The organism is Pseudoduganella sp. OTU4001, from assembly GCF_038440195.1.
In the GTDB taxonomy this organism is placed as follows: Bacteria; Pseudomonadota; Gammaproteobacteria; order Burkholderiales; family Burkholderiaceae_D; genus Rugamonas.
The window spans coordinates 37674-62501 of the sequence record NZ_JASATG010000028.1; the positions used below are offsets into that span (position 1 = coordinate 37674).

22 protein-coding genes and 1 tRNA gene are annotated in these 24828 nt (G+C 67.3%); 14 read left to right on the forward strand and 9 right to left on the reverse strand.

Annotation, left to right across the window (positions count from 1 at the left end; genetic code table 11):
• Positions 1-85 precede the first annotated feature (85 nt).
• Complete coding sequence (locus tag AAHE99_RS20760; RefSeq protein WP_342119264.1) at positions 86-529, forward strand: response regulator; 444 nt, start codon at positions 86-88, stop codon at positions 527-529.
• Positions 526-1212: a YjjG family noncanonical pyrimidine nucleotidase gene (locus AAHE99_RS20765; RefSeq protein ID WP_342119265.1), complete on the forward strand. Its 687-nt coding sequence runs from the start codon at positions 526-528 to the stop codon at positions 1210-1212. Before AAHE99_RS20760 ends, AAHE99_RS20765 begins: the two co-directional genes overlap by 4 nt.
• Here AAHE99_RS20765 and AAHE99_RS20770 read toward each other — a convergent pair.
• From AAHE99_RS20770 to AAHE99_RS20780, 3 genes are all read right to left on the reverse strand, one after another.
• Complete coding sequence (locus tag AAHE99_RS20770; protein WP_342119266.1) at positions 1209-2270, reverse strand: acyltransferase family protein; 1062 nt, start codon at positions 2268-2270, stop codon at positions 1209-1211. The genes AAHE99_RS20765 and AAHE99_RS20770 overlap by 4 nt on opposite strands.
• Positions 2271-2337: 67 nt before the next feature.
• The gene (locus AAHE99_RS20775) at positions 2338-3267 is read right to left on the reverse strand and encodes an aldose 1-epimerase (RefSeq protein WP_342119267.1); all 930 of its coding nucleotides are present in this window, start codon (positions 3265-3267) and stop codon (positions 2338-2340) included.
• Entirely contained in the window at positions 3257-4156 is a 900-nt protein-coding gene (locus tag AAHE99_RS20780) for an SMP-30/gluconolactonase/LRE family protein (protein ID WP_342119268.1), read from the reverse strand. Before AAHE99_RS20780 ends, AAHE99_RS20775 begins: the two co-directional genes overlap by 11 nt.
• Positions 4157-4288: 132 nt before the next feature.
• Here AAHE99_RS20780 and AAHE99_RS20785 point away from each other — a divergent pair, with 132 nt between their 5' ends.
• The 4 genes from AAHE99_RS20785 (at position 4289) to AAHE99_RS20800 (ending at position 12464) form a co-directional block, all read left to right on the forward strand.
• Complete coding sequence (locus AAHE99_RS20785) at positions 4289-5293, forward strand: LysR family transcriptional regulator (RefSeq protein WP_342119269.1); 1005 nt, start codon at positions 4289-4291, stop codon at positions 5291-5293.
• Positions 5294-5361: 68 nt separating this feature from the next.
• Positions 5362-7320 carry a glycoside hydrolase family 97 protein gene (locus AAHE99_RS20790; protein ID WP_342119270.1) on the forward strand — a complete coding sequence of 653 codons (1959 nt, stop codon included), beginning with the start codon at positions 5362-5364 and terminating at the stop codon, positions 7318-7320.
• A gap of 10 nt (positions 7321-7330) precedes the next feature.
• Positions 7331-9349 carry a hypothetical protein gene (locus AAHE99_RS20795; protein ID WP_342119271.1) on the forward strand — a complete coding sequence of 673 codons (2019 nt, stop codon included), beginning with the start codon at positions 7331-7333 and terminating at the stop codon, positions 9347-9349.
• Positions 9350-9479: 130 nt separating this feature from the next.
• Complete coding sequence (locus AAHE99_RS20800; protein ID WP_342119272.1) at positions 9480-12464, forward strand: TonB-dependent receptor; 2985 nt, start codon at positions 9480-9482, stop codon at positions 12462-12464.
• 3 nt (positions 12465-12467) lie between these two features.
• On the opposite strand, the gene AAHE99_RS20805 is transcribed toward AAHE99_RS20800, so the two are convergent.
• The 3 genes from AAHE99_RS20805 to AAHE99_RS20815 all read right to left on the reverse strand — a co-directional run bounded on the left by AAHE99_RS20805 (position 12468) and on the right by AAHE99_RS20815 (position 14646).
• Positions 12468-13634: a glycerophosphodiester phosphodiesterase gene (locus tag AAHE99_RS20805; RefSeq protein WP_342119273.1), complete on the reverse strand. Its 1167-nt coding sequence runs from the start codon at positions 13632-13634 to the stop codon at positions 12468-12470.
• 70 nt (positions 13635-13704) lie between these two features.
• A complete protein-coding gene (locus tag AAHE99_RS20810; RefSeq protein WP_342119274.1) occupies positions 13705-14370 on the reverse strand; it encodes a hypothetical protein in 666 nt (221 codons plus the stop codon).
• 66 nt (positions 14371-14436) lie between these two features.
• The gene (locus AAHE99_RS20815) at positions 14437-14646 is read right to left on the reverse strand and encodes a hypothetical protein (RefSeq protein WP_342119275.1); all 210 of its coding nucleotides are present in this window, start codon (positions 14644-14646) and stop codon (positions 14437-14439) included.
• An 81-nt stretch (positions 14647-14727) separates the two neighbouring features.
• Here AAHE99_RS20815 and AAHE99_RS20820 point away from each other — a divergent pair.
• From AAHE99_RS20820 to AAHE99_RS20835, 4 genes are all read left to right on the forward strand, one after another.
• A tRNA-Lys gene (locus tag AAHE99_RS20820) sits at positions 14728-14803 on the forward strand.
• A gap of 83 nt (positions 14804-14886) precedes the next feature.
• Positions 14887-15189 carry a YciI-like protein gene (locus AAHE99_RS20825; protein WP_342119276.1) on the forward strand — a complete coding sequence of 101 codons (303 nt, stop codon included), beginning with the start codon at positions 14887-14889 and terminating at the stop codon, positions 15187-15189.
• Between the two features lie 63 nt (positions 15190-15252).
• Positions 15253-16317 carry an aromatic ring-hydroxylating oxygenase subunit alpha gene (locus AAHE99_RS20830; protein WP_342119277.1) on the forward strand — a complete coding sequence of 355 codons (1065 nt, stop codon included), beginning with the start codon at positions 15253-15255 and terminating at the stop codon, positions 16315-16317.
• The gene (locus tag AAHE99_RS20835; protein WP_342119278.1) at positions 16310-17653 is read left to right on the forward strand and encodes an amino acid permease; all 1344 of its coding nucleotides are present in this window, start codon (positions 16310-16312) and stop codon (positions 17651-17653) included. Before AAHE99_RS20830 ends, AAHE99_RS20835 begins: the two co-directional genes overlap by 8 nt.
• Here AAHE99_RS20835 and AAHE99_RS20840 read toward each other — a convergent pair.
• On the reverse strand, positions 17556-18683 hold the full coding sequence (locus tag AAHE99_RS20840) for a sterol desaturase family protein (protein WP_342119279.1): 1128 nt from the start codon (positions 18681-18683) through the stop codon (positions 17556-17558). The genes AAHE99_RS20835 and AAHE99_RS20840 overlap by 98 nt on opposite strands.
• Complete coding sequence (locus tag AAHE99_RS20845; protein ID WP_342119280.1) at positions 18673-20262, reverse strand: hypothetical protein; 1590 nt, start codon at positions 20260-20262, stop codon at positions 18673-18675. The genes AAHE99_RS20840 and AAHE99_RS20845 overlap by 11 nt, the downstream gene beginning before the upstream one ends.
• A gap of 71 nt (positions 20263-20333) precedes the next feature.
• Here AAHE99_RS20845 and AAHE99_RS20850 point away from each other — a divergent pair, with 71 nt between their 5' ends.
• From AAHE99_RS20850 to AAHE99_RS20865, 4 genes are all read left to right on the forward strand, one after another.
• Entirely contained in the window at positions 20334-20924 is a 591-nt protein-coding gene (locus AAHE99_RS20850) for an IMPACT family protein (protein WP_342119281.1), read from the forward strand.
• A 61-nt stretch (positions 20925-20985) separates the two neighbouring features.
• Complete coding sequence (locus AAHE99_RS20855) at positions 20986-21909, forward strand: GGDEF domain-containing protein (RefSeq protein WP_342119282.1); 924 nt, start codon at positions 20986-20988, stop codon at positions 21907-21909.
• A 58-nt stretch (positions 21910-21967) separates the two neighbouring features.
• The gene (locus AAHE99_RS20860; RefSeq protein ID WP_342119283.1) at positions 21968-22738 is read left to right on the forward strand and encodes a hypothetical protein; all 771 of its coding nucleotides are present in this window, start codon (positions 21968-21970) and stop codon (positions 22736-22738) included.
• 83 nt (positions 22739-22821) lie between these two features.
• The gene (locus tag AAHE99_RS20865; RefSeq protein ID WP_342119284.1) at positions 22822-23019 is read left to right on the forward strand and encodes a DUF2970 domain-containing protein; all 198 of its coding nucleotides are present in this window, start codon (positions 22822-22824) and stop codon (positions 23017-23019) included.
• Here AAHE99_RS20865 and AAHE99_RS20870 read toward each other — a convergent pair.
• The gene (locus AAHE99_RS20870; RefSeq protein WP_342119285.1) at positions 22938-24575 is read right to left on the reverse strand and encodes a methyl-accepting chemotaxis protein; all 1638 of its coding nucleotides are present in this window, start codon (positions 24573-24575) and stop codon (positions 22938-22940) included. The genes AAHE99_RS20865 and AAHE99_RS20870 overlap by 82 nt on opposite strands.
• Between the last annotated feature and the right edge of the window lie 253 nt (positions 24576-24828).

Here is a 24828-nt window from a genome sequence, read left to right on the forward strand (position 1 = left end):
AATTCAATTTTCACCCATGTTCAGCTCGCAAAAGCTTAGCCAGATCGAGGCCCAGGAGTCGGCAACCAGTACTCGTCACACAGTAATGATTGTCGATGACAAAAGCGCCAACCTGTCGGTAATGGCGGCCATCCTGCGCCCGCACTTCCGGGTGCTGGAAGCGAACGATGGCCAGGAAGCGCTGACCATGCTGCAGACTATGGACGACGCGCAGGAGGTGGCCTGCATCGTCAGCGACCACCGCATGCCGCGCATGACGGGGGTGGAGCTGTTCGAGCAGCTGCAGCCGCTGCTGCCGAACGCGGTGCGCATCATCGTGACCGGCTATATCGACGTGGACGCGGTGGTGGATGCCATCAACAAGGCCGAAGTCTATAAGTTCATCGTCAAGCCCTTCGACGCCAGGGAGTTCCTGGCCATGGTGCAGCGCGCGGTGGACAAGTTCGACGAGGAGCAAAACCGCCACGCGGGCCTGCTGGCCGAGAACCGCGCGCTGCAAGCCCGTATCGCCGCGCTGGAAGCGCGATGAAGCACCGGCTGTTCCTGTTCGACCTGGACGATACCCTGCTTGATTTCCGCGCTTCGGAAAAGCTGTCGTTCGAACGCACCCTGCGCGGGCTAGGCTATGGGGCGGGGCTGGACGGACTGTTCCAGCAGTACCAGGCGATCAATATGGCATTGTGGCGCGCCTTCGAGGCGGGCACGGTGGCCAAGGAATTCCTCAAGGTGGAGCGCTTCCGCCAGACCTTTGCCGCCAACGGGCTGGAGCTCGACCCGGCCGCCGCCAGCCACCGCTACCTGGAGTCGCTGTCCGAAACCGTCGTCCTGGTCGATGGCGCGCAGCGCGTGTGCGCGGCGCTGGCGGCCGTGGGCGAAGTGGGCATCATCACCAATGGCGTGGCGGCTATCCAGCAACGCCGCATCGCCAGCTCGGGCCTGGGCGATTACATATCGTTTACAGCCACTTCCGAGGCGTGCGGCTACGCCAAGCCGGACGGCCGCTTCTTCACCTACGCCACCAATATGGCGCGCGCCTTTACCCGCGACGCCACCATCATCATCGGCGACCGGCTGGATGCCGACATCCTCGGCGCCAACCAGTTCGGCATCGATAGCTGCTGGTTCAATCCAGGCCGCCTGGCCAATAACTCCGAAGCCCGTCCCACCTTCGCGGTCGAGCGCCTCGACGCGATTTTGCCGGCCCTGGCTTAGGCGCCGCGCGCCACGGCGCCGGCCGGTGCGGCGGCAGGCGCCTGGAACAGGCGGCCCAGCGGGACTTCCACCAGGCGATAAAAGAGCGCGCCCGCCGCCAGGCTGGCAGCCCAGGCGGTCAGCACGCCAAGGCCCTGCAGCGCCGGATCGGCCGGCACGAAGCGGGTGAACGCGGCGTTCACCAGCAGGCAGACCGGGAAGTGGATCAGGAAAACCGCATAGGAAATCTGCGCCAGCCAATTGACCGAGGCCCAGGCGCGGCCCTCGCCTCCGGTGCGCATGCGCCCGAACAGCACCAGCACGCAGGCCACCACCAGCGCCAGCGCCAGGCGGCTGCGGAAGTCGATGGCCAGCGCCACCAGCGCCAGCATGCACACCGCCATCAGCAGCAGCATGCTGCCGGCCTTGCGGCGCGGATCGCCGGCCCACCAGGCGGCCATGCCCAGGCCGTAGCTGCCGAAGAAGTACGGCGCCCAGTTATCCCAGTCCGGGTCCAGGTTGAAATGCAGCAGCGAGAGCGCGCAGCCCAGCGCCACCAGGCCCGGCACCATCCAGGCGCGGCGGCCGGCCAGCCACAGCATCGCCACCGCCAGCGCGTACAGCTGGAAGTCGATGGCGACGTACCAGGCGCCGGCCGACAGCGAGGGGTAGCCCAGCACGCTGTGCAGCAGCAAGGCATGCGCCGCCAGCTGGCCCAGGGTGGCCGGGTCGGACAGCGAGTCGTGCGTCATCCAGCGGCTGGCCAGGGCGGTGGCGAGGGCCGCCACCAGGGTGGCGGCCAGGAACGGCGGCGCCAGCTTGATATAGCGGCGCCAGATCGCGCCCAGGGGATCGGCGCTGCCCGGCTGGGCGTTGGGCGCCAGCGATTTGGCGGCCAGGAAGCCGCCCACCACCAGGAAAACCTGGACCGCAATGCGTGCGCTGCCGGCCAGCCAGTCGACCAGCTCGGGCAGGATGTGGCGCAGATGGTCGGCCATGGGGCCGTAGAACGCCAGATGGTGCAAAACAATCAACTGTGCCGCGCCGGCTTTTAGAATATTGATAACGCCAAACTTCATTACTGCTGCCGCCAAAATTGCGAAAGGTCGCAAGTTTAACCGACTCAGCTAAACAGTGGCGTACGCCTTACTTCATGAAAGTTTCCAGGCGGAGCACGCTGTGCAGGGTGGCGCCCGGCGCCAGGCCCGTTCCGCCGGTCGCCGCCGGCGCAAAACCCTGCAAATTCAGCCAGTCGGTGCAGTTGCTGACCGGCTCCACGCAGAACCAGCGGGCCTGCGGCGGCGTATACAAGGCCAGCAAGGTCAGCGGCGCGCCGGCGCTCAATGTCAGGGCCGACTGCGGATGGCGGCTGCTGGCCGGCCAGTCCACGCGCGCGATACCCTGCCAGCCGCAGAAATTGTTATCCAGGCGCAGTCCCTGCACCGGGCGGCCCTGCGCCAGCTGCTGCAACAGGGCGGGCCGCTCGAGCGCCGTCGGCAGGCATTCGGCGTCGGTCTGCCACTGGCCGGCCAGGCTGGCGGTCAGGCGCGTGCCGCGGCGGCGCGGCAGGTAGGGATGGTGGCCCAGGCCGGCCGGCATCGGCGCGTCGCCCAGGTTGCGGATGGAGAGCTCGAGCTGCAGGCCGCTGCCATACAGGCGGATGTCCTGCACCGCCTCGAAGGGCCAGGGCCAGCCCGCGCCCGCCCTGTCCTCGCCGCCGTGGCGCAGGGTCAGGCGGGCGTGCGCGGCGCCGAGCATCTCGCCTTGCCAGGGCAACTGCCAGCCCAGGCCATGCAGGGCGTGCGGCGCCGTGCTGTGGTGCGGTTCAAGCGCGATATGGCGGCCGGCGTAGGTGGCGCGGCCATTGCGCAGGCGGTTACAGAACGGCAGCAAGGGGAAGCTGGCCATGGCGCGTGCGTCGCGTGCGCGCAACGCGCCGTCGGTGGCGGGCCGCAGCCAGTGCCAGCGCCGCCCGCGTCCCAGCTCACTATAGAAGCGCGCCAGCGAGCCGCCGATGGCCGGGGCCAGCTCGGCGCGCAGGGGGCCGCTCTCGAGCCGCAGCAGTCTAGTGAGCATGGAACTGGAACCTGCTTTCGGCCAGGCCGCGCGCCTCCATCACGGACACGCGGAACAGCGCGCCGGCGCGCGGCTGCAAGGCCAGCTGCGAAGCCGACAGCGACTGGCGCGCGCTGGTGACGAACAATTCGTCCAGCCCCGCCCCGCCCAGCGCCACGCAGCTGGGCTGCGCCACCGGCAGCGGCAAGGTGCGTTCCAGTTCGCCGCGCGGGGTGTAGCGCGCTACCTGCCAGCCGCCCCATTGCGCATTCCACAGGTGGCCGCCGGCATCGACGCAGGAACCGTCCGGCACCCCGATGGCGAGGGTGGCGAACACGCGGATTCTGGCCAGCGAGGGGTAGTCGCAGCACAGGATGCGGGCGTCGCGCGAATCGCAGAAATACATGGTGTCGCCTTCGGGCGAGAAGCAGATGCTGTTGGCGATGCCGACCGGCGGCAGGTCCAGCACCTCCAGCGCCAGGTCGCCATTCAAACGATAGAAGCGGCCCAGCGGCGCATGGCCCGGCGCCTCGTTCATTGTGCCGAAGACGAAGCGGCCCTGGCGGTCGCAGCGGCCATCGTTAATGCGTACGCCCGCGGGCAGCTCCAGCTGGTGCACGGTGTCGATGGCGCCATCGGCCATGTGCAGCAGGGCCAGGCGGCCGGCCATGCCCAACAAGATGACGCCGGGGCGCGAGGTGGGCGCCAGCGAGGCGACGCGCTCCGGCATGTCCCAGCGCCGCAGCTGCCCGCCGTTGCTGGTGCAGCTATACAGGGCTTCCCCTTCGATATCGGTCCACCACAGGCGCTGGCTGTCGGCGCACCAGTGCACGCCCTCGCCCAGGGTGTCGCAATGCGCCGTCAGCGCACGCGCCATGTCGCCAATGTCCGTCCTCCACTGATATGCCATGTGAATCCTGGATACAAAATTGTGCTGATTATGCTATTGGCAGCGGCGATATAAATCCAATCAAGAAATTGGCGGCTCTGATATCAATTTAGTTATGTTACAAACGGACATCGATACGAAAGATGCCCTGCCATGAATGTTCCGAATCCAAACTGGTTCCTGCGCGCGCGCCTGAAAACGCGCCAGTTACTGCTCCTGATTGCGATCGACGACGAGCGCAATATCCACCGTGCGGCCGAAGCGCTGTGCATGACCCAGCCGGCCGCCTCCAAGCAGCTCAAGGACCTGGAGGATATGCTCGGCATCGCCCTGTTCGAGCGCCTGCCGCGCGGCATGGAGCCGACCATCTACGGCGAAAGCATGATCCGCCACGCGCGCATGGCGCTCACCAGCCTGGCCCGCGCGCATGAGGACATCATCGCCCTCAAATCGGGGCTGGCCGGCCAGGTCGACGTGGGCAGCGTGATGACCCCGGCCCTGCGCCTGCTGCCGCGCGCCATCACGCGCGTCAAGCAGCAGGTGCCGCAGCTGCGCATCGGGGTGCAGATCGAGTCCAGCAACGAGCTTTTGGAGCGGCTGGAACGCGGCACGCTGGACTTCCTGCTGGCGCGCATGACCAGCTTCCACGACCACGCCGACCTGCAATACGAGGAGCTGGCGCCGGAACCGGTGGTGGCGGTGGCGCGCGCCGCCCATCCGCTGGCCGGACGCAGCGACCTGACCCTGGCCGACCTGGCGCAGGCGCCCTGGATCACGCCGCCGCCGGGCAGCATCCTGCGCCAGCGCTTCGACCAGCTGTTCCACAACGCCGGGCTGGAGCCGCCATGCGACGTGGTCGATACCAGCGAAATCGTGCTGATCACCAGCATGCTGCAAATGAGCGATGCGCTGAACGTGATGTCGGCCGACGTGGCCTTGCGCTACCAGGAGCTGGGCCTGCTGACGATCCTGCCGCTGGAGCTGGACTGCCGCATGGACGCTTTCGGCATCATCCGCCGGCGCGACCGCCTGCTGTCGCCGGGCGCCGAACTGCTGCTGCAGGCGATCCGCAGCGAAGCGGCGGCGCAGCAGCCGCAGTCGCCCTTGCCGGTGCCGGCGGCGGTGAAGGATATCGAGTTCGATATGGAAATCGCCTAAAAAGTCATTGGATCGGTATCGGTCGGCGCACTTAGCATGGGCCGGCCCGCTACTATCCGGAGACACCCTTGAGACACTATTCCCTCGCGCGCCAGCTGGCCGGCGCCCTGCTGCTGATTGCGCCGCTGGCCAGCTATGCCGCGCGCTCCCTCGAACTGAGCTCGCCCGACAAGCAGTTGCGGGTCACCATCGACACCGGCGAGCGGCTGGCGTTCTCGGTCAGCCACCGCGGCGTGCCGCTGGTGCTGCCGACGCCGATCGGCATGACCCTGAGCGGCATCGGCACCCTGGGCGACAAGCCGCGCCTGACGGGCCAGAAGCGCCACAGCGTCGACGCCACGGTACTGCCCGTGGTGGCGCAGAAATCGCGCCAGGTGCGCGACCATTACAACGCCTTGCAGCTGGACTTTGCCGGCGGCTATGCGCTGGAGGTGCGTGCCTACGATGAAGGCGTGGCTTACCGCTTCCGCACCTCCCTGCCCGGCCAGGTCACGGTGGAGGACGAGCAGGCCGGCGTCAATGTGCGCGGGCAGGACACGCTGTACTGGCCGCAGGAAAAGTCGATGCAGTCGCATAACGAGCACTATTACCAGCCAATGCCGGTGGCCGATGCGGCGGGCAAGCTGGTTGGCGTGCCGGCCCTGGTGCAGGGTGGCGGCGTGCACCTGGTGTACACCGAATCGGCGCTGCGCGATTACCCCGGCCTGTACCTGCGCGGCGAAGCGGCCGGCCTGCGCGCCACCTTCCCGAAAGTGGCGCTGGCCGACATGGCGCGCGACGACCGCAATGTCCCTGTGACGCAGGAGGCGCCGTACATCGCGCGCACCGCAGGCAAGCGCGCCTTCCCCTGGCGCATCCTGGGCATTGCCGCCGACGCCGGCGGCCTGCTGCTGAACCAGATGCCCTACCTGCTGGCCGACCCGCAGGAGCTGAAGGAAACCGGCTGGATCAGGCCGGGCAAGGTAGCGTGGGACTGGTACAACGGCAACAAGCTGTATGGCGTGCCGTTCAAGGCCGGCCTGGATACGCGCACCTACCGCCACTACATCGACTTCGCGGCGGAGAACGGGCTCGAATACATCATCATGGATGAAGGCTGGTACAAGCTGGGCGACCTGCTGGCCGTGAAGCCGGAAATCGATATGCAGCAGCTGATGGATTATGGCCGCCAGCGCGGCGTCGGCATCATCCTGTGGGTGTCGTGGAAGACGCTGGATTCGCAGATGACGGCGGCGCTGGACCAGTTCGCGCGCTGGGGCGCGGCCGGCATCAAGGTCGACTTCATGCAGCGTTCGGACCAGTGGATGGTGAACTATTACGAGCGCGTGGCGAAGGAGGCGGCGTCGCGCAAGCTGCTGGTGGACTTCCACGGCAATTTCAAGCCGAGCGGCTTGAACCGAACCTGGCCAAATGTGCTGACCTTCGAGGGCGTGAAAGGGCTGGAGAACAATAAGTGGAGTGACAAGCAGACGCCGGAGCACGACGTCACCCTGCCCTTCATCCGCATGTTCGCGGGGCCGCTGGACTACACGCCGGGCGCCATGAGCAATGCGCACCGCAAGGATTTTGTGGCCAGCTTCGACCGCCCCATGAGCCAGGGCACGCGGGCGCACCAGCTGGCCATGTATGTGCTCTACGAGAGCCCGCTGCAGATGCTGGCCGACAGCCCTTCCCAATACCGCGCCAACCAGTCCTCGCTGGAGTTCATCCGCCAGATTCCTGTTGAATGGGATGAGAGCCGGGTGCTGCACGCGCAGGTAGGACGCTATGTCGCGATGGCGCGCCGCCGGGGCGATGCCTGGTACGTGGGGGCGATGACCGGGGCCGATGGGCGCGACCTGGAGCTGGACCTGTCCTTCCTGGGCGAGGGCGAGTACCAGGCCGACAGCATGGAGGATGGGCCGAATGCGGCGGTGTTTGCGATTGATGTGCAGAAGGCCGTCACCAGCGTGACGCGCAATAGCCGCCTGACCATGCAGCTGGCGCCAGGCGGCGGCTGGGCCGCGATTATCCGTAAGAAGAAGTAAGGAGAACAGAATGCAAGGCAAATTCCTCAGCCGCGCGGCCACGCTGGCCGCGACCCTCGCCGCCTGCGCCACGGCCGCCGGCGCCTCGCTGGCGTTCACGCCGCGCTGGCAGCTCGAAGGCAATTCCATCCGCTGGCAAGTGAAGGACGTGCACCGCGACCAGCTCGAAATGAGCGGACGCCAGGTGTCGGCCGTGATCGACTACGGCAGCCAGGCCGACGGTTCGCTGCTGCTGTCGCGCACCGTGGTATGGCCGATGCTGCGCACCATCCCTGACGACACCCACGCCAGCCTGATCCGCAAATTCGGCAGCGAAGCCACACCCGCCATCGAGATCGACGGCCAGCCCGCCGCCGCCGAGCGCCTGCAGCAAGTGCGCTTTGACGGGCGCCTGGCACTGCAATCGCAGCTGGGGCAAGAGCCGGGCCTGCTGCTGACACGCACCCTGACGCCCTCGCCCGACGAGCCGGCCCTGGTGGAACGCCTGGAGCTGGCCAACACCGGCAAGGCCGCCCGCCGCTACCGCATCGCCGCACTGGCGCACAGCGAAACCACGCCCGCCGAACGCGGCACCCACGGCGCCTACGTGGTCGAAGTGCGCTCCCCGGCGCGCGAAGGCACGCTGGCGCCCGGCGCGCGCATGCATGTGGACGTGATCACCACCGGCCGCCTGCAGCATGAAATGGTGTACTTGGACGGCGAAGAAGCGCTGCAGGCGCGCGCCCGCAAAGTAGCGCAGTGGCGCGGCAACCTGGTACTGGAAACCCCCGACCCGGTACTGGACGCCATGTTCGCCTTCTCCAAGGTGCGCGCCGCCGAAAGCGTGTTCGCCACGCGCGGCGGCCTGCTGCACGGCCCCGGCGGCACCCGCTACTACGCCGCAGTCTGGGCCAACGACCAGGCCGAATACGTCAACCCCTTCTTCCCCTACCTGGGCGACCGCGCCGCCGTGCAAAGCGCCATGACCAGCTTCGGCCTGTTCGCGCGGTATATGAACACCGACTTCAAGCCGATCCCGTCCTCCATCATCGCCGAAGGACGCGGCTACTGGAACGGCGCCGGCGACCGCGGCGACTGCGCCATGATCTCCTACGGCGCCAGCCAGTTCGCCCTGGCGCAAGGCGACAGCGGCACCGCGCGCCAGCTGCTGCCCCTGATCGACTGGTGCCTGGAATTCACACGCCGCAAGCGCGACGCGCAAGGCATCATCCATTCCGACAGCGACGAACTGGAGGGCCGCTTCCCGGCCGGTAAAGCCAACCTGTCGACCAATGTGCTGGCCTACGGCGGCCTGGAAGGCGCCGCACGGCTGGTGGCATCGCTGGGCGACAGCAAGCGCGCCAGCGAACTGCAACAGGAAGCGCAACAGCAGCGCGGCGCCATCGAGCGGCACTTCGGCGCCCGCATGGCCGGCTACGACACCTACCGCTACTACGACGGCAATGAAAAATTGCGCGCCTGGATTGCCCTGCCGCTGGCGCTCGGCATCAACGAACGCCAGCGCGGCACGGTCGACGCCCTGCTGTCGCCGCTGCTGTGGACCGAAAACGGCGTGCTGACCGAAGCCGGCGACAAGACCTTCTGGGACCGCGCCACCCTGTACGCACTGCGCGGCTTGCTCAAAGCCGGCGAACTGGAACGCACCATGCCCTACCTGCGCTACTACTCCAGCCGCCGCCTGCTGGGCGAGCACGTGCCATATGCGGTGGAAGCCTGGCCGGAAGGCCAGCAACGCCACCTGTCCGCCGAAAGCGGCCTGTATGCGCGCGTGGTGACGGAAGGCCTGTTCGGCATTGAAGCAACCAGCCTGCGCAGCTTCACCATCGCGCCGCGCCTGCCGAAGGGCTGGCCCGGCATGGCGCTGCGCCATATGCGCGCGTTCGGCGCGGGCGGGCAAGGCAGCGGCATCGACATCGTCACCACGCGCAGCAAGGGCGGCCAGCGCGTGCACGTCAGCCTGGACGGCAAGACTTTGCTGAACCAGCTGTGGGACGGCAAAGCGCCCTTGCTGGTCACGCTGCCGGATTGATTTATACCGTTATACCGTTTTCGGTATTGGTCGCATCCAAAGATTCATTAGATCGCTATCAACTTCTTCCCTAGCATGTCTCCATCGGCCGCCGTTGTGCGGCCGATTACTTACCACCTCAGGAGACGAAATGAAGAACCCTTCCCAACGTGTGCGGATGACGCTCATTGCACACGCCCTCGCGATGGCTTTCGCAGCGCCAGCCTTCGCCCAATCCAACGCCACCGGCACCATCTTCGGCCAGGTTGCCAACGGCAACGGCGCCAGCGTGGTGCTGGAGAACACGGCGACCGGCGCACGCCGTACCGTCGCGGTGGACGCCAGCGGCCGCTATAACGCCAGCTCCATGCAGCCGGGCGCGTACAAGGTAAGCCTGGTCCGCGGCGGCAATGTCGAGCGCACGCTGGAAGTGGAAGCGCTGATCGGCCAGGGTGTGGAGGCTTCGTTCGAAACCGTCCAGGCCGTGATGGTGACCAGCCGCCGTCCGACGATTGACGTCAGCAACACCAACAACGGCGCCGTGTTCACCGCGCGCCAGCTGGCCGCGCTGCCGATCGCGCAAAGCATCTCCGGCATCATCCAGCTGGCGCCGGGCACCACGCGCGGCAACCCGCGCGTCGGCGGCGACAGCTTCGGCGGCTCCGGCGTGACCGAGAACGCCTACTACATCAACGGTTTCCCGGTCACCAATGTGTACCGCCAGATCGGCTCCACCACCCTGCCGTTCTTCGCCATCGCCCAGGCGCAGATCCTGCAAGGCGGCTACAGCGCCGAATTCGGCCGCTCCACCGGCGGCGTGGTGAACATCACCACCAAGAGCGGCACCAACCGCTGGGAAGCCGGCGCGGTCCTGCAGTACACGCCGAACGCGCTGCGCGCCAAGCCTGAGAACACCTACTACCCGCAGACCGGCGCCAACCCGAGCACCGACGGCAAGCTGCTGACCTACCGTGGCAGCAACACCGCCAACGACGTCTTCGGCAGCGCCTACGTCGGCGGCCCGCTGATCAAGGACAAGCTGTTCATGTTCGCCAACGTGGAGATGGACCGCTTCACCACCGACTACATCAGCAAGAACTCCGATTCGGTCAACAAGACCAACGGCTGGACCGAGCGCGCCACCAATACCCCGCGCTACATGGCCAAGCTCGATTACAACATCACCGACGAGCACCGCCTGGAGTTCACCCAGATCCACGACGAGTACCAGCGCAAGCAGCAGAACTACGGCTTCGACTACGCCACCCTGAACCGCAACAATGTGCGCGCGGGCGGCACCACCGGCGATGCCGCCAAGACCGACGACTCGATCCTCAAGTACACCGGCTTCCTGACCGACAACCTGACCGTGACCGCACTGGCCGGCCGCTTCAAGTCGACCTATCCGCAAAGCCGCGAAGGCTATGTGCCGGGCCTCTACCAGGTCAGCGCACCGGTCGGCAACCAGGTGCCGGGGCTGGTCTATGTCAACCCGCAAACCATCGGCGGCACCATCCAGGTCGATAACGCGGAAGACAAGCAATCGACCCTGCGCCTGGACGTCGAGTACAAGCTGGGCAACCACGCGCTGCGCGTCGGTATCGACCGCAACAACGTGTCCTCCATCAACGGCTCGGAACTGGCCGGCGGCGGCACCTACTACTACCTGAAAGCCGACCCGAACGAGCCGGTGACCGGCGGCCGTTCGCCGGCATCGGGCGGCGGCTACGGCCTGCAGGGCTACTACGTCAACATCTACCACCAGAGCGATTCGGCCTCGCCGAAGACCGACCAGGCCGCGCAATACATCCAGGACCGCTGGCAGGTCACCGACAACCTGCTGCTGGACCTGGGCCTGCGCAACGAACAGTTCACCAACAAGAACAGCTTCGGCGAATCCTACGCCGCCCAGCGCCACATGCTGGCGCCGCGCGTGGGCGCGTCGTGGGACGTGCGCGGCGACGGCACCCTGAAAGCCTTCGCCAACGCCGGCCGCTACCACCTGCAGATCCCGACCAGCGTGGCGCTGCGCCTGGCCGGCAACCCGGTCCACATCGACCACTACTACACCTACACCGGTGTCGATCCGAAGACCGGCGCGCCGACCGGCCTGACCGAAATCAGCCCGCCATTCTCGGCCGGTAACGAATACGGCAAGGCGAAGGATCCGCGCCAGGTGGCATCGGCCAACCTGGGCGCCAACTACCAGGACGAACTGGCGCTGGGCTTTGAAATGGCGCTGACGCCTGCCTACAACGCCGGCAGCAAGCTGACCTACCGCACGCTGCGCAACACCATCGAAGACTGGTGCGACCAGCGTCCGGTCGATGCCTGGGCCAAGCGCAACAACATCGACACCAGCAACTACGGCATGCCGTGCCTGCTGGTCAACCCGGGCCGCGACAACACCCTGACCCTGGACCTGCGCGGCGACGGCAAGCTGGTGACGATCCCGCTGACGGCGGAGGAAATCGGCCTGCCGAAAGTCAAGCGCGAGTACACGGCGCTGGACTTCTTCCTGGAGCATCCGCTGCGTAACGGCTGGTACGGCAAGGTGAACTACACGCTGTCGCGCCTGAAGGGCAACTTCGAAGGCCAGGTGCACTCCGATATCGGCCAGACCGACATCGCCGCCACCACCGCCTACGACTTCCCCGAGCTGATGGCCAACGCCGAAGGCCTGCTGGCCAACAACCACACGCACGTTGTGAAAGCGTTTGGCTACTACCAGCTGACCCCGGAATGGAACCTCGGCGCCAACATCAACATCGTCAGCGGCGGTCCGAAGTCCTGCATCGGCAACCTGCCGAAGGCGCTCAACGTCAACAACAACCCTGGCGGCTGGTACGGCTCGGCCACCTACTACTGCGACGAGAAGCCGGCGCAACGCGGCTCTTTCGGCCGCATGCCGACCGACTTCCGCGTGGCGCTGAATGCGACCTACATGCCGCAGCTCGTGAAAGGCCTGGCGCTGAAAGCCGACGTGTTCAACCTGTTCAACCGCCAGACCACGATGGCCACCGATCCGGTGTACAACGCCGGCAAGAACAAGGTCAGCGCGTACTACGGCCAGGTGCTGGGGCGCGCACCGGAACGCCAGGTGCGCTTCTCGGCCGAGTACAACTACAAGTTCTAAGGGTTAGCGTCCCGCTTCCTTCAGGTATTCGGTGCGCGCCGCCAGTGCGGTATCGGCGAAATCGGAGAACAGGCCGTCAATGCCAATGGCAAAGAACTGCTTGTACTCCTGCACCGGATCACCCTTGTAGTTGCCCGCCAGGCGGCGCTTTTCGTTGCGGAAGGTGTAGGGATGCACGAACAAGCCCGCCTTGTGGGCGTCGGCCACCAGCGTGGTCGGCGCCATCGTGGTGGTGTCGGCTTCGTTGACCTTGCCGTCGCCGTTCACGTCCTTCACCTTGCCGCTGGCATCCAGCTCGCCCTTGACGCTGACGATGTAGCGCTTCCATGGGCCGATGCCGTCGGCGTAGGTCTTGATCTCGGCCAGTCCGGCCGCCGTCACCATATCGCTGAACTTGCGCTTGTCGCCAGCCTGGGCCCAGTCGTACGGTTTATCGTATGGCGCGGCATAGGTCAGCGCGCCGGTCTTCAGGTCGACGTCGTCGGCATCGATCAGCTGCACCATCTTCAGTCTGGAGCCCTTGCCGCGCATGTATTTCAGGCTGCCCGGCTCGAAGGACTGGATGAACACCGGCGCGCTGGCGTCGCTCCAGCCGGCGCTGGACAGCAATGCCAGCAGCTTGTCTTCCAGCGGCACGCCTTGCTGGCGGTGGAAGGTCGGGTTCTTGGTTTCCGGGTAGATGGTGATGCTGCGGCCGCTCTTCTTGATCATGTCGACGATTTCCTGGATCGTCGCGATCTTGTACTTGCCGTTGAATTGCTGCGGGCGCTCGGCATCGGTCGAGATGCCGCCCAGGGTCTTGATTTCCGCCAGCGTGAAGTCGCTGGCGAACCAGCCCTCCTGCACTTCGCCGTCCACGCTCAGGGTGCGCTTGCGGGCCGCGAACTCGGGGTGCTGGGCCACGTCGGTGCTATAGGCCAGGTTGGGATCGTGGCGGGCAATCAGCACGCCGTCCTTGGTGGAGATCACGTCCGGCTCGATCGCATCGGCGCCCAGCTCGATCGCGCGCGCGTAGGCTTCCACCGTCTCTTCCGGGATGTAGCCGCTGGCGCCGCGGTGGGCCACCACCATGGCCGGCTTGCCATCCAGGGTTGGCAGCGGCGCCACGTCCGTGCCGCCACAGGCCGACAGCGCTGCCGCTGCCATTACTACCGATACCGTCTTGTTCATTGCCGCCTCGTCGAAAGTTAAGAACGAGGCGGATTCTAGGTGGCTAAAGTGACAACTCCATGACGCTGCGTCAGGACTTCGGCAGCACGCGCACCAGCTCGCGTTCAAGTTCGGCGTAATTTCCCTGGGTGCTGCTCAAGGCGCCCTGCATCTGCACCACCGCGTAGTACAGGCCAGTCCTGTCGACTTTGACGAATTCGACATCGGCCATGCGGTTGACGAAGGCCGGCGCATCGAGCATCTGGCGCCCGGAGCTGTAGCTACTCTGGCCGATATCGCGCTGCAGCGCGTACACGCCAGCATAGCGTTGCAGCAGCACAGGATCGATCCAGCTGGCGGCCTGGCTGGCCACCGCCACTTCCCACGCCTCGCGGCGCAGCGTTGGCGTATATTGGTTCATGCCGAACTTGCCGTTGCTCGATTCGCGCACGTGGTTCAACAACTGCTGGTCGTCGACGTTGTTGCTGATATCTTCGCGCAGAGCGGCGCGGACGGCGCCCAATTTGTCGATCTCCTGCTGGTTCTTTTGCATGACCGAGCGCAGCTCGGCGAGGTTGGCACGGATTTCAGTCTCGATATTCGCCTGCGCCTCGTGCGCACGGTGCCGGTGGTGCCAGCTTTGCGCCGCATGTTCCAGCGCCAGCGCGGTCAGGATACTGACCACAATCATCGCGTACTCACCGGCGAACGCCTTCGCCGAAGCGAGCGCGCCTTTCTTAGGCAATTCAACGTGCATTTTTGCTGGCTCTCCAAGGGAATCGGGGAGCGCAATCTTACACTATTGCCATGCTTTTTTATTAATTCACTTCTTCTTGGCGAGCGAGGCTTGGTACAGCGTCTTGGCGTCCTTGTGGGCCTGGTCGACGGTGCGCAGCTTCTTGTCGTCGTCGTGGCGCACGAAGAATTCGGCGTCCTGCGCGTCCACCACCAGCTTGATGGCGGCGGCTTCCTTCAGGTTGTATTTTTCGAAGATCAGGGTGGTCACTTCGTCGAGGTATTCTTCGTAGGTCATGCTATCGCTCCATTTGCAAGGGCAGCATTATGCCCGGACTCTTGCGAAATGTGTTTCAGGTCGATATAATTCGTGCCCTTCGGGTCGTTAGCTCAGTTGGTAGAGCAGCGGACTTTTAATCCGTTGGTCGCAGGTTCGAGCCCCGCACGGCCTACCAGTATCAGCAGAAAAGCCTCGTCTTCGGACGGGGCTTTTTTGTTTCGCCTATACTTGGCCTCCCCATCCCTTTGCGAGGCCTGCATGCACTACGTCCTGATTTACGATTATGCGCCCGACTACCTGGAGCGGCGCGCCGAGTTCCGCGATGCGCACCTGAAGCTGGCGTGGGAGTCCCACGGCCGCGGCGAATTCCAGCTGGGCGGCGTGCTGGCCGATCCGGTCGACAGCGCCCTGCTGTGGTTCAAGGCCGATGCGCCGGCCGTGGTGGAGGATTTCGTCGCCAACGATCCGTACGTGAAAAATGGCCTGGTGGTGAACTGGCGCATCCGCCCTTGGATGACGGTGGCTGGCGCGCTGGCCGATGCGCCGATACATCCGGCCTAGGTACAGCTTCACGCGGCGCTGAAATTGTGAGACATTGGGTTTTTCCCGCCAAGGAGCCCAGTAATGACCCTGCAGGAGCATTGCCGCATCGAGCCGCTGGACCAGGCCCACGCGCTGCACGCCAGCTTCTACACCGAGCCGCACTGGCTGGAATTCGAACAGCGCGCCGTCTTCGGCGGCACCTGGCAGCTGGCGGCGCACAGCGGCGAGCTGCAGGCGGCGGGCGACCATGTGGTGGGCGATATCGCGGGCAAGCCGATCATCATCGTGCGCCAGGCGGACGGCAGCCTGCAGGCTTTCTTCAACGTGTGCCGGCACCGCGCCGGGCCGCTGGCGACCTGCAACGGCAAGGGTGCGCGGGCGCTGCACTGCAAATACCACGGCTGGACTTATGAGCTGGACGGCGCGCTGCGCGCCGCCACGGAAATGCAGGATGCGCGCGATTTCGACAAATCCGCCGTCCGCCTGCAAGGCATCCGCGTGCGCGAGTGGCAGGGCCTGGTGTTCGTGGCGCTGGACGCCTCGGCGCCGCCGTTCGAGCAGGTGTTTGCCGGCATCGCCGGGCGCATCGCGCCGACCGAGCTGTCGCAGATGCGCTTTGCCAAGCGCGACACCTACAAGCTCGAATGCAACTGGAAGGTGTACATCGATAACTTCCTGGAGGGCTACCACCTGCCCTTCGTGCACCCGGGGCTGTCGAAGGTGCTCGACTACCGCGTCTACGATACCGAACTCGCGCAGTGGCATTCGCTGCAGCATTCGCCGCTGCGCAACAACGACGGCATCTACGGCGACGGCAATGCCTGGTACTACTTCATCTACCCCAACATCATGCTGAACATCACGCCGGGGCGGCTGCAGACCAACCGCATCCTGCCGGCCGGCCACGGCCACTGCATCGTGGAGTTCGACTATTACTACACCGACGATCCCGAGGTGCAGGCGCGGGTGCAGGCCGAGCAGGCCTTCAGCGACGAGATCCAGGCCGAGGACATCAGCATCTGCGAGCATGTGCAGCAAGGGCTGGCGTCCGGCTCGTACAGCGCCGGGCGGCTGAACCCGAAGCGCGAGAGCGGCGTATGGCACTTCCAGAACCTGCTGCGCGCGGCCTATGCACGCCATGGATAAGCCGCTCGGCTTCTGGATGTGCACCTCCCTGATCGTGGGGAATATGATCGGCATGGGCATCTTCATGCTGCCGGCCGCGCTGGCGCCGTTCGGGCGCAACGCCTTTGCGGGATGGGCGGTGACGGTGGTCGGCTGCCTGTTCATCGCCCACGTCTTCGCCCGCCTGGCGCGCGCCATGCCGGAGCAGGACGGGCCATACGGCTACTGCCGGCGCGCCTTCGGCAACGGCGTGGCCTTCTTCACCATGTGGTGCTACTGGGTCTCGGTATGGGTCACCAATGCGGCGCTGGCGATCGGCATCGTCGGCTACCTGACCACCTTGCTGCCGGTGCTGGGCAGCCACCCGGCCCTGCCGCCGCTGGCGGGCATCGCGATCATCTGGTTCTTCGTGCTGGTCAGCCTGCGCGGGGCGCTGGCTTCGGGCCGCGTGCAGCTGGTGTCGGCGGCGCTCAAGCTGCTGCCGATGGGCGCCATCGTGCTGCTGGGGCTATGGGTGTTCGGCGCCGACAGCGCGGCCTACAGCGCCCACCTGCCGGACGCGCCCTTCACGCTGGACGGCACGGCGGCGGCGGGCACCATCGCGCTGTTTGCCATGCTGGGCGTGGAGTGCGCGGCGCTGCCGGCCACCAAGGTGCAGCAGCCGGAGCGCACCATCCCGCGCGCCACCATTGCCGGCACCCTGATCGCGGCGGCGGTGTACGTGTCGGTGTGCGCGATCCCGCTGCTGCTGTTGCCGCAAGCCGAGCTGGCGGCGTCGAACGCGCCCTTCGTGGACCTGTTCCGGCGCTATTGGGATGCCGGCAGCGGCCACTGGCTGGCGCTGGCCGTGATCTTCAGCGGCCTGGGGGCGCTGAACGGCTGGACCATGCTGGCGGGCGAAGTGACGGCGTCGATGGCGGCGCACGGCATCTTCCCGGCGCGGCTGAAGGCGCCCAACCGCCACGGCGCGCCGGGCTGGTCGCTGATCCTGATGGGGGTGCTGGCCAGCGCCATGATCGGCATGAACTACAGCCGCTCGCTGGCCGAGGGCTTCACCTTCCTGACGCTGGTGGTGACGGCGGCCAGCATGCCGCTCTACCTGGTGGGCGGCGCGGCGGTGTTCAAGCTGCACCGGCGCGGCGTGCTGGCGCGCGGCCCGGCGCTGTCGGCCAGCGCGGTGATGACTTGCGTGTTCTCGCTGCTGGCCTTCTACGGCATGGGGCGCGAGGCATTCTGGTGGGGCATGGCGCTGGGCGCGGTCAGCCTGCCGATGTATTGGCTGGTGCGCTGGCGGCAGAAGGCGCAGGCGGCGCGGGCGCTCGCAGGCAGTACGCCACCAGCAGCAGCGCCGCAGTAACGGCGGCCACCAGGGCCAGCTTGGGCAGCAGCGCCAGCGACGCGGCGTGGGTGATCAGCTGGTTTTGCAGCAGCACGGCGGCGATGAAGCACAGCACGGCCGCCACCGTCCAATGCTTGCCGCCGCCACTGCTGGCGCGCGTGGCCACGTACAGGCGGCCGGCCGGCAGCTCGAACGGCGGCCAGGGGTCGGCCGCGGCCACGTCGGCGGGGCGCCAGCCGGTGCGGCGGAACCACAGCTGCAGCTTGTCGCGCCAGCGCGCGGTGCGCACCGCGTCGTGCCACATCACGGCCGGCCAGGCGAATTGCGCCCACACGCCGTTCCAGCCGGGCGCGCCCTTGCGCACGCCGTACACGCACGGCTCGCCTTCCTCGATATAGGTGCCGAACAGGCGGTCCCACAGCATCAGGGTGGCGGCGTAGTTGCGGTCCAGGTAGACGTCGTTGACGGCGTGGTGCACGCGGTGCGCGCTGGGCGTGTTCAGGATGCCTTCGATCAGCGGCACGCGGCCGATCAGGCGGGTGTGGATCCAGAACTGGTAGAACTTGCTGAGCGTGAGCTGGATGATGAACACGCCCGGCGGGCAACCCAGCACCGCCAGCAGCATGAACAGCGGCGCGTGGAAAGCGTCCTGGAAGGCGCCCTGGCGCAGCGCGGTGGACAGGTTGAATTCCTCGCTCTGGTGGTGCGGCGCATGCACCGCCCACAGGAAGTTGATCTCGTGCGACCAGCGGTGGGCCCAGTAGTACACCAAGTCGAAGGCGAGGAAGGACCAGATCCAGGTCCAGGCCGAATCGGGGGCGGACTGCCACAGCGCGCAGTGCGTGAAGACCCAGGCATAGGCCAGCAGCATGGCCGACTTGGTGAACACTTCCAGGGTCACGGTCCAGATGCCGCAGGCCATGCTGGTCATGCTGTCGGCCAGGCTGTAGGCCTGGATGCGGCGGCGCGCCGCCCACCAGGCCTCGGCCGCGATCATCAGCAGGAAGACGGGGGTGGCGGCGGCCACCAGGGCGTTGTTATCGAGCATGGGCGGGCTTGGTATCGGCCCAGCGTGCGAACACGGTGCGCAGCGCCTGCCAGGCCGGGCGCGGCGGCGCCAGCAGCACGGTGGGCGCGGCGGCATCATGGTCGGCCTGGGCGGCCTTGGCCTGGGCGCGCGCCTGCTCTTTCGCTTCGCGCCGCGCGGCGGCGGCGATATCGGCCAGCTGCGCCAGCTGCACGGCGTTGGGGAAGCCGTCCACCAGGTAGCGCGGCGGGCAGTCGCCGGTGCGCTGCATCAGGGCGCCGATCACCGGCTGCGCGGCGTCCCAGCGCACGGTGATGGGGGCGTCGCTGCTGGCCGGGTCGGCAAAGCACAGCAAGTCGGTGCGCGGCAGCAGGCTGGGCACGCCGCGGGTCCAGGTGCAGGCGCTGGTGCGGCGCTGTTCGGGGCCGGTCTTGCCGACCATATAGGTGGCGATGTACAGGTCCTGGCCGCTGGCGGCGGCGCGCGCCTTCAGCAATTCCTTCTGCATGCGGTAGTCGTTGCTGTCGGCGTACTTGGCCAGGCTGTTCAGGCGGCGCGCATGCGCCGGCGGCACGAACACCTGCCAGCGGCCGTCGACCAGGCGCAGCATGCGCGGCGTGACCATCTTCTCTTCGCGCATGGCGTCGATGGCCGCTTTCAGCATCGCGTCCAGCCCCACCTCGCACTTGTCGCTGCACACCATCAGGAGGCCGCGCGTGGGCACCATCACCACCGGGCGGCCGTGCGTGACCACCGCGGCCAGCAGCTCGGGCAGCAGCATGCGCGAGGAATCGTAGCCGTCGTCCCAGGCGCCGCCGAACACGCCCTGCGGCGACGACTGCAGCGGCAGGCTGGAACGGGCGCGCAGGTTGGCGAAGGCGGCGTCGAAGGCGGCGTCCTCGCTCATGTCCCAGGCGTCCAGGTGGGCTTGCGCCACGCGGTGCACCACGCTGCCGCGGTGGTAGGCCAGGCCCACTTCCAGTCCCTCGCACAGGGGGCGGAACAGCAGCGGCGAGTAGCCGCGCGCGGCGGCCAGCATGGCTTGTCCGCGTTCGGCGCTGTTGCGCACGATCGGCAGCAGGTAGCGCGCCGCTTCCTCCACGGTGCCGGGGGTGTTACCCATCAGGACCATGCCGGCCGTGTAGCGCAGCAGGTCGTCGCTGGCGGCCGGCGAGGCGGCCAGCCATTCCTGGTACAGGCGCTCGAGCGGCACCGCCAGTTCCAGCGGGTACGGCGAGGCCGGACCGGGCACGCCGAACAGCTCGCCCTCCTCGGCCAGGTACTGCCAGCGGCGGCCCGGGTCGAGCGCGGCGAGCTGGGCCTGCAGCAGGGCGGCGTAGTCGGCCAGCGCCGCGCGCGCGGCCGGCAGCACGGTATCGGCCTCGATCGCGCTGGCGCAGCCGCAGCGCGCCAGCGCCTCGCGGTAGCGTTCGGCGCTGGCCAGGTCCAGGCCCTTTTTCAGCAGCGCCCCATTGCCGTCGGCGATCGGGCGCACCGCCGCCAGCGGGCGGCGGAACAGCAGCATCAGGCGCGCCTCGACCCGCTCGCGCTGCAAGCCGGGCTGTACACCGAGGGTCCGGATACGGAAGGTCGCTGCCATAAAGTCATTGAAAAATGTGCAACGGCATTGTACGGCATGCCAACCCGCAAAGGAGGTATCATGTTGGCCCCATGCCACAAACCATTGCCGCCCCAGCCACCAGCGAACTGCTGGTCAAGAAAAGCCGCTTTCTAGGCTACCTCCACCCGGTGGCCGACCGTGCCGCGGCGCAGGCCATCGTGGCCGGCCTGCGCGCCGCCCATCCGGACGCCGCTCACGTCTGCTGGGCGCTGCTGGCGGGCGGCCAGTCGGCGGCGGTGGACGACGGCGAACCGGCCGGCACGGCCGGGCGCCCGATGCTGGACGTGCTGCGCCACCAGGACCTGGCAGGGGTGCTGGCGGCCGTGGTGCGCTACTACGGCGGCATCAAGCTCGGGGCCGGCGGCCTGGTGCGCGCGTATACCGACTGCGTGGCGCAAGCGCTGCTGACGGCGGAGAAGATCGCCATCGTGCGCTACAGCGCCCTGCGCTGCAGCCTGCCGTATGCGCTGGAAGGCCGGCTGCGGCGCGAACTGGCGGCGGCCGGCGCCGAACTGCTGGCGGTCGCGCATGGCGAGCGCGTGACCTTGGCCTTCCGCGTGGCCGAGCAGGCCGCCGCGGCGCTGGCGGCGCGGCTCGACGACGCGGCCAGCGGCCAGCTGGCGTGGCTTCAAGAATGTTAACGAACGTGAACTTCTATTAACATTTTTTGCGTTATTGCCGCGCTCTGCTAACGTCCAGGACATGCGCGACGAAACACTATTTTCCGGTAACCAACTGGCAGCCATCTTGCAGGCCCTGCCCGACCCGGCATTCATCCTGACCCGCAGCGGCCGCTACATGGCCATCTTTGGCGGCATCGACGCGCGCTATTACCACGACGGTTCCTACCTGATCGGCAAGACCGTGCACGACATCCTGGCGCCGGACAAGGCCGACTGGTATCTGCAGCAGCTGCGGCATGCGCTGCAGCGGCAGGCCCTGCACATCGTCGAATACAGCCTGGCGCCGGACGACGTGAAAGGCTGGCAAGCCGAGCGCGCCACGCCGCGCCTGTGGTTCGAGGGCCGCATCAAGGCGCTCGACTTCCTGGTGGCGGGCGAAGACGCCGTGCTGTGGGTGGCCAGCAACATCACGCCGCGCAAGGAGCTGGAAGTGCAGCTGCGCACGCAAAGCGAAGTCGACGCCCTGTCCGGCCTGCTCAACCGGCGCAAGCTGATGGGCGTGCTGGCCGAGCATTTCGACACCTTCGAGCGCTATGCCACGCCGATGGCGGCGCTGATATTCGACCTCGACCACTTCAAGCGCGTCAACGACGAGCACGGCCACCTGGCCGGCGACGTGGTGATCAAGACCACCGCCGAAGTCTGCCGGCGCGAACTGCGCGCCACCGACGCCCCGGCACGCCTAGGCGGCGACGAATTCGTGGTCCTGATGCCACATACCACGCTGGCGCAGGCCGGCCCCATCGCCGAGCGCCTGCGCCAGCGCATCGCCGCCACCTTGGCCGGGCTGGGCAGCATCGGCAGCGGCGTCACCAGCAGCGGCGGCCTGGCGCAGTTCTTGCCGGGCGACAACTCCGGCGAGGAGGTGCTGAAGCGCGCCGACGACGCGCTGTACCAGGCCAAGCGCGGCGGGCGCAACCGCATCGCCGGCGGCGGCGCATGACGCTTGCGGGGGCTTGGTAAAAGGTTCACAATTCCTTCAACAGTTGAGGGAGGAAACGATGGACTCGATGCTCCACTTGAAACCCGCCGACACCTGGCTCCTGAGCCGTGGCATGCGTGCCCGGCACCACCTGCTGGCGCCAGCCCAGCCCGGCCGCAGCGCCGCCCTGCCGCCGTTTGGCCGCTGGCGCGGCCTCGACACCATCGCCGCCCCCCTGCTCGAGCACCTGCGCCAGTGCCGCGCCGACTGCGCCTATGCGCAGCGGCTGGACCTGCTGCAGCAAAGCGTGGCGCGCGCCGAGCGCCAGCTGCCGCAGCTGACGGCGCGCCAGCCCTGGCAAGTGACGGCGGCCGGCCCGGTCCTGGGCGGCGACGCCCTGCTGGCCAGCTGGCACCTGCTGTTCATGGCGGGCGGCGTGGCGCTGGCCAGCCCCGGCCCGCTGGGGCGCGAATTCGCCACCTACGCCTGCCACGTCGCGGCCTGCCTGCGCCAGCTGCACGAGGCGCTGGCCAGTTTCGACATGCTGCTGCAGCAGGCGGCCGCGCCGCAACGCCAGGCCGCCCTGGCGGCGCTGGGCGAACGCCTGCTGGCCTGGGGCGACGCCCTGGTGGACGACGAGGTGGCGGACGAGGTCATGCTGCGCGTGCAGAACTACCCGGTGCTGTACGAGGAAATGCAGGAGATGGCCGACGGCGGCAGCGACGAGGCGGCCGCCAGCCTGGAGTCGCTGGGCGACATGGACCTGGACCGGCTGGACTGGGCCGGCGGCCAGCGCAGCGGCCTGCTGAAGGCCCTGGACCGCCTGCGCGGCACGGCGGCCAGCAACTGATACGGTCGTTGGCAGGCGTTTCTGCGCCTGTTTTTCGGGGCCGGGCCGGCGCACAATAGGCCCGACCTCGAAAGGAAAACGACATGGAAAACAAACAACAACGCGGTTTCGGCGCGACCATGCTGGCCGTGGCCTGGTCCTTCATCGGCCTGCGCCGGCGCAGCGATTTCGAACGCGACGTCGGCGCCCTGCGCCCGGCTTACGTGCTGGCCGGCGCGCTGATCGCGGCCGGCTGCTTCATCGGCCTGCTGCTGGCGGCGGTGCGCATGGCCACCTCCTGATGCCCCTGCAGCTGGAACACGCCGACCACGTGTTCCAGCTGGGCCGCCTGCTGCTTCAGCGCTTCGGCCGCTGAAGCGGCCTCCTCCACCAGCGCGGCGTTCTGCTGCGTCACCGTATCCATCTCCGTCACGGCGCGGTTGATCTGCTCGATGCCGGCGCTTTGCTCGTCGCCGGCGGCCGTGATCTCGCGCATGATCTGCGACACCCGCTGCACCGACGCCACCACCTGCTCCATCGTGGCGCCGGCCCGCTCCACCAGCGCGCTGCCCTGCTCCACCTGCTGCACCGAGCTGACGATCAGGTCGCGGATTTCCCGGGCCGCGGCCGCGGAGCGCTGCGCCAGCTGGCGCACCTCGGTCGCCACCACCGCAAAGCCGCGCCCCTGCTCGCCGGCGCGCGCCGCCTCCACCGCCGCATTCAGGGCCAGGATATTGGTCTGGAAGGCGATACCGTCGATCACGCCGATGATGTCGGAAATCTTGCGCGAAGAATCGCTGATGGTGCCCATGGTCTGCACCACCTGGCCCACCACGGCGCCGCCCTGCTGCGCCACGGCGGTGGCGGCGGCCGCCAGCTCGTTGGCCTGGCGCGCATTGCTGCCGTTTTCGCGCACGGCGCTGGTCAACTGCTCCATCGAGGAGGCGGTTTCCTCCAGCGCGCTGGCCTGCTGCTCGGTGCGCGAGGACAGGTCCATATTGCCGGCCGCGATTTCGGTGGCGGCGTGGTTGATGGTGTCGGTGCCCTGCCGCACTTCGGACACGATGCGCAGCAGGCTGTCGCGCATGACGGACATGGCCTTCATCATGCTGCCCTGGTCGTCGCGGCGGATAGGCACCTGCACGGTCAGGTCGCCCGCCGCGATGCGCCCCGCGATGTCGGCCGCCACATCGGGCTCGCCGCCCAGCTGGCCAAGCAGGCGGCGCGCGATCAGGGAGGCGGCCGCGATGCCGGCCACCAGGGCCACCGCGCTCATGGCCAGCATCAGGTTGCGCGCGGCGGCGTAGGCTTCGGTGGCGGCCGCCGCGTCGCTGGCGTTGTGCTTGCGCTGCAGCTGGACGTCTTCGTCCATCGCATCCTGCCAGCGCTGGGTGGCCGGGCCGGATTTGGACATCAGCAGCGCCACCGCCTCCTCGTCCTTATGCTGGCTGGCCAGCTGCAGCACCTGGTCGGTCAGCGGACGCGCCTCCTGCTGCAGGGCGCGGATGCGGGCGCGGATCGCCTTGCCCTCCTCGCTAGCCGGCAAGGCTTCCAGCGCGGCCTGCGCCCGGTTGTACTGTTCGCGCGCGGCCCGCAGCTTGGGCAGTTCGCGCTGCATGGCTGCATCGTCCGACAGCAGCACCACGCTGCGCGTGACGCGCGCCACGATGTGCACCGCTTCCGACATATCCTGCACGTGGGTCAGTTTCGCCACATTGAGCTGCACCACCTTTTCCAGCTGGGCGTGGATGCGCTGCATATTGTAGATGCCCAGGCCGGACACCCCGGCCATCAGCGCCAGCACCAGGCCGAAGCCCAGCGCCAGCCGGGTGCCCACCTTCATCGTTTGCTTTGACATGGCTATTCCTTTCGTAGCGACGTTGGAACCGCGGCACAGCAAATAGGCAAGACTACACCAATTACATTAGAATCTGTCGATTCCAAAAATTAAGCCGCAGCCCCCCCTACATGAACCTGCAAGTGATCCTCAACCTGGCCATCGCGGCCGTCGTGCTGGCCTTCCTCGCAATGCAGCAGAAACGCCACGCCAGCTTTACAGTGCGCGTGTTCACCGCGCTGGGCGTGGGGATCGCCATGGGGGCCGGGGGGGG

Bases quoted from the DNA above. Each gene is read 5' to 3' on its own strand.
- AAHE99_RS20850 (WP_342119281.1), top strand. From the start codon at position 20,334: ATGCCACAAACCATTGCCGCCCCAGCCACCAGCGAACTGCTGGTCAAG.
- AAHE99_RS20855 (WP_342119282.1), top strand. From the start codon at position 20,986: ATGCGCGACGAAACACTATTTTCCGGTAACCAACTGGCAGCCATCTTG.
- AAHE99_RS20840 (WP_342119279.1), bottom strand. From the start codon at position 18,683: ATGCTCGATAACAACGCCCTGGTGGCCGCCGCCACCCCCGTCTTCCTG.
- AAHE99_RS20800 (WP_342119272.1), top strand. From the start codon at position 9,480: ATGAAGAACCCTTCCCAACGTGTGCGGATGACGCTCATTGCACACGCC.
- AAHE99_RS20770 (WP_342119266.1), bottom strand. From the start codon at position 2,270: ATGAAGTTTGGCGTTATCAATATTCTAAAAGCCGGCGCGGCACAGTTG.
- AAHE99_RS20795 (WP_342119271.1), top strand. From the start codon at position 7,331: ATGCAAGGCAAATTCCTCAGCCGCGCGGCCACGCTGGCCGCGACCCTC.
- AAHE99_RS20760 (WP_342119264.1), top strand. From the start codon at position 86: ATGATTGTCGATGACAAAAGCGCCAACCTGTCGGTAATGGCGGCCATC.
- AAHE99_RS20870 (WP_342119285.1), bottom strand. From the start codon at position 24,575: ATGTCAAAGCAAACGATGAAGGTGGGCACCCGGCTGGCGCTGGGCTTC.
- AAHE99_RS20780 (WP_342119268.1), bottom strand. From the start codon at position 4,156: ATGGCATATCAGTGGAGGACGGACATTGGCGACATGGCGCGTGCGCTG.
- AAHE99_RS20805 (WP_342119273.1), bottom strand. From the start codon at position 13,634: ATGAACAAGACGGTATCGGTAGTAATGGCAGCGGCAGCGCTGTCGGCC.
- AAHE99_RS20775 (WP_342119267.1), bottom strand. From the start codon at position 3,267: ATGCTCACTAGACTGCTGCGGCTCGAGAGCGGCCCCCTGCGCGCCGAG.
- AAHE99_RS20810 (WP_342119274.1), bottom strand. From the start codon at position 14,370: ATGCACGTTGAATTGCCTAAGAAAGGCGCGCTCGCTTCGGCGAAGGCG.
- AAHE99_RS20830 (WP_342119277.1), top strand. From the start codon at position 15,253: ATGACCCTGCAGGAGCATTGCCGCATCGAGCCGCTGGACCAGGCCCAC.
- AAHE99_RS20765 (WP_342119265.1), top strand. From the start codon at position 526: ATGAAGCACCGGCTGTTCCTGTTCGACCTGGACGATACCCTGCTTGAT.
- AAHE99_RS20815 (WP_342119275.1), bottom strand. From the start codon at position 14,646: ATGACCTACGAAGAATACCTCGACGAAGTGACCACCCTGATCTTCGAA.
- AAHE99_RS20865 (WP_342119284.1), top strand. From the start codon at position 22,822: ATGGAAAACAAACAACAACGCGGTTTCGGCGCGACCATGCTGGCCGTG.
- AAHE99_RS20835 (WP_342119278.1), top strand. From the start codon at position 16,310: ATGGATAAGCCGCTCGGCTTCTGGATGTGCACCTCCCTGATCGTGGGG.
- AAHE99_RS20825 (WP_342119276.1), top strand. From the start codon at position 14,887: ATGCACTACGTCCTGATTTACGATTATGCGCCCGACTACCTGGAGCGG.
- AAHE99_RS20845 (WP_342119280.1), bottom strand. From the start codon at position 20,262: ATGGCAGCGACCTTCCGTATCCGGACCCTCGGTGTACAGCCCGGCTTG.
- AAHE99_RS20860 (WP_342119283.1), top strand. From the start codon at position 21,968: ATGGACTCGATGCTCCACTTGAAACCCGCCGACACCTGGCTCCTGAGC.
- AAHE99_RS20785 (WP_342119269.1), top strand. From the start codon at position 4,289: ATGAATGTTCCGAATCCAAACTGGTTCCTGCGCGCGCGCCTGAAAACG.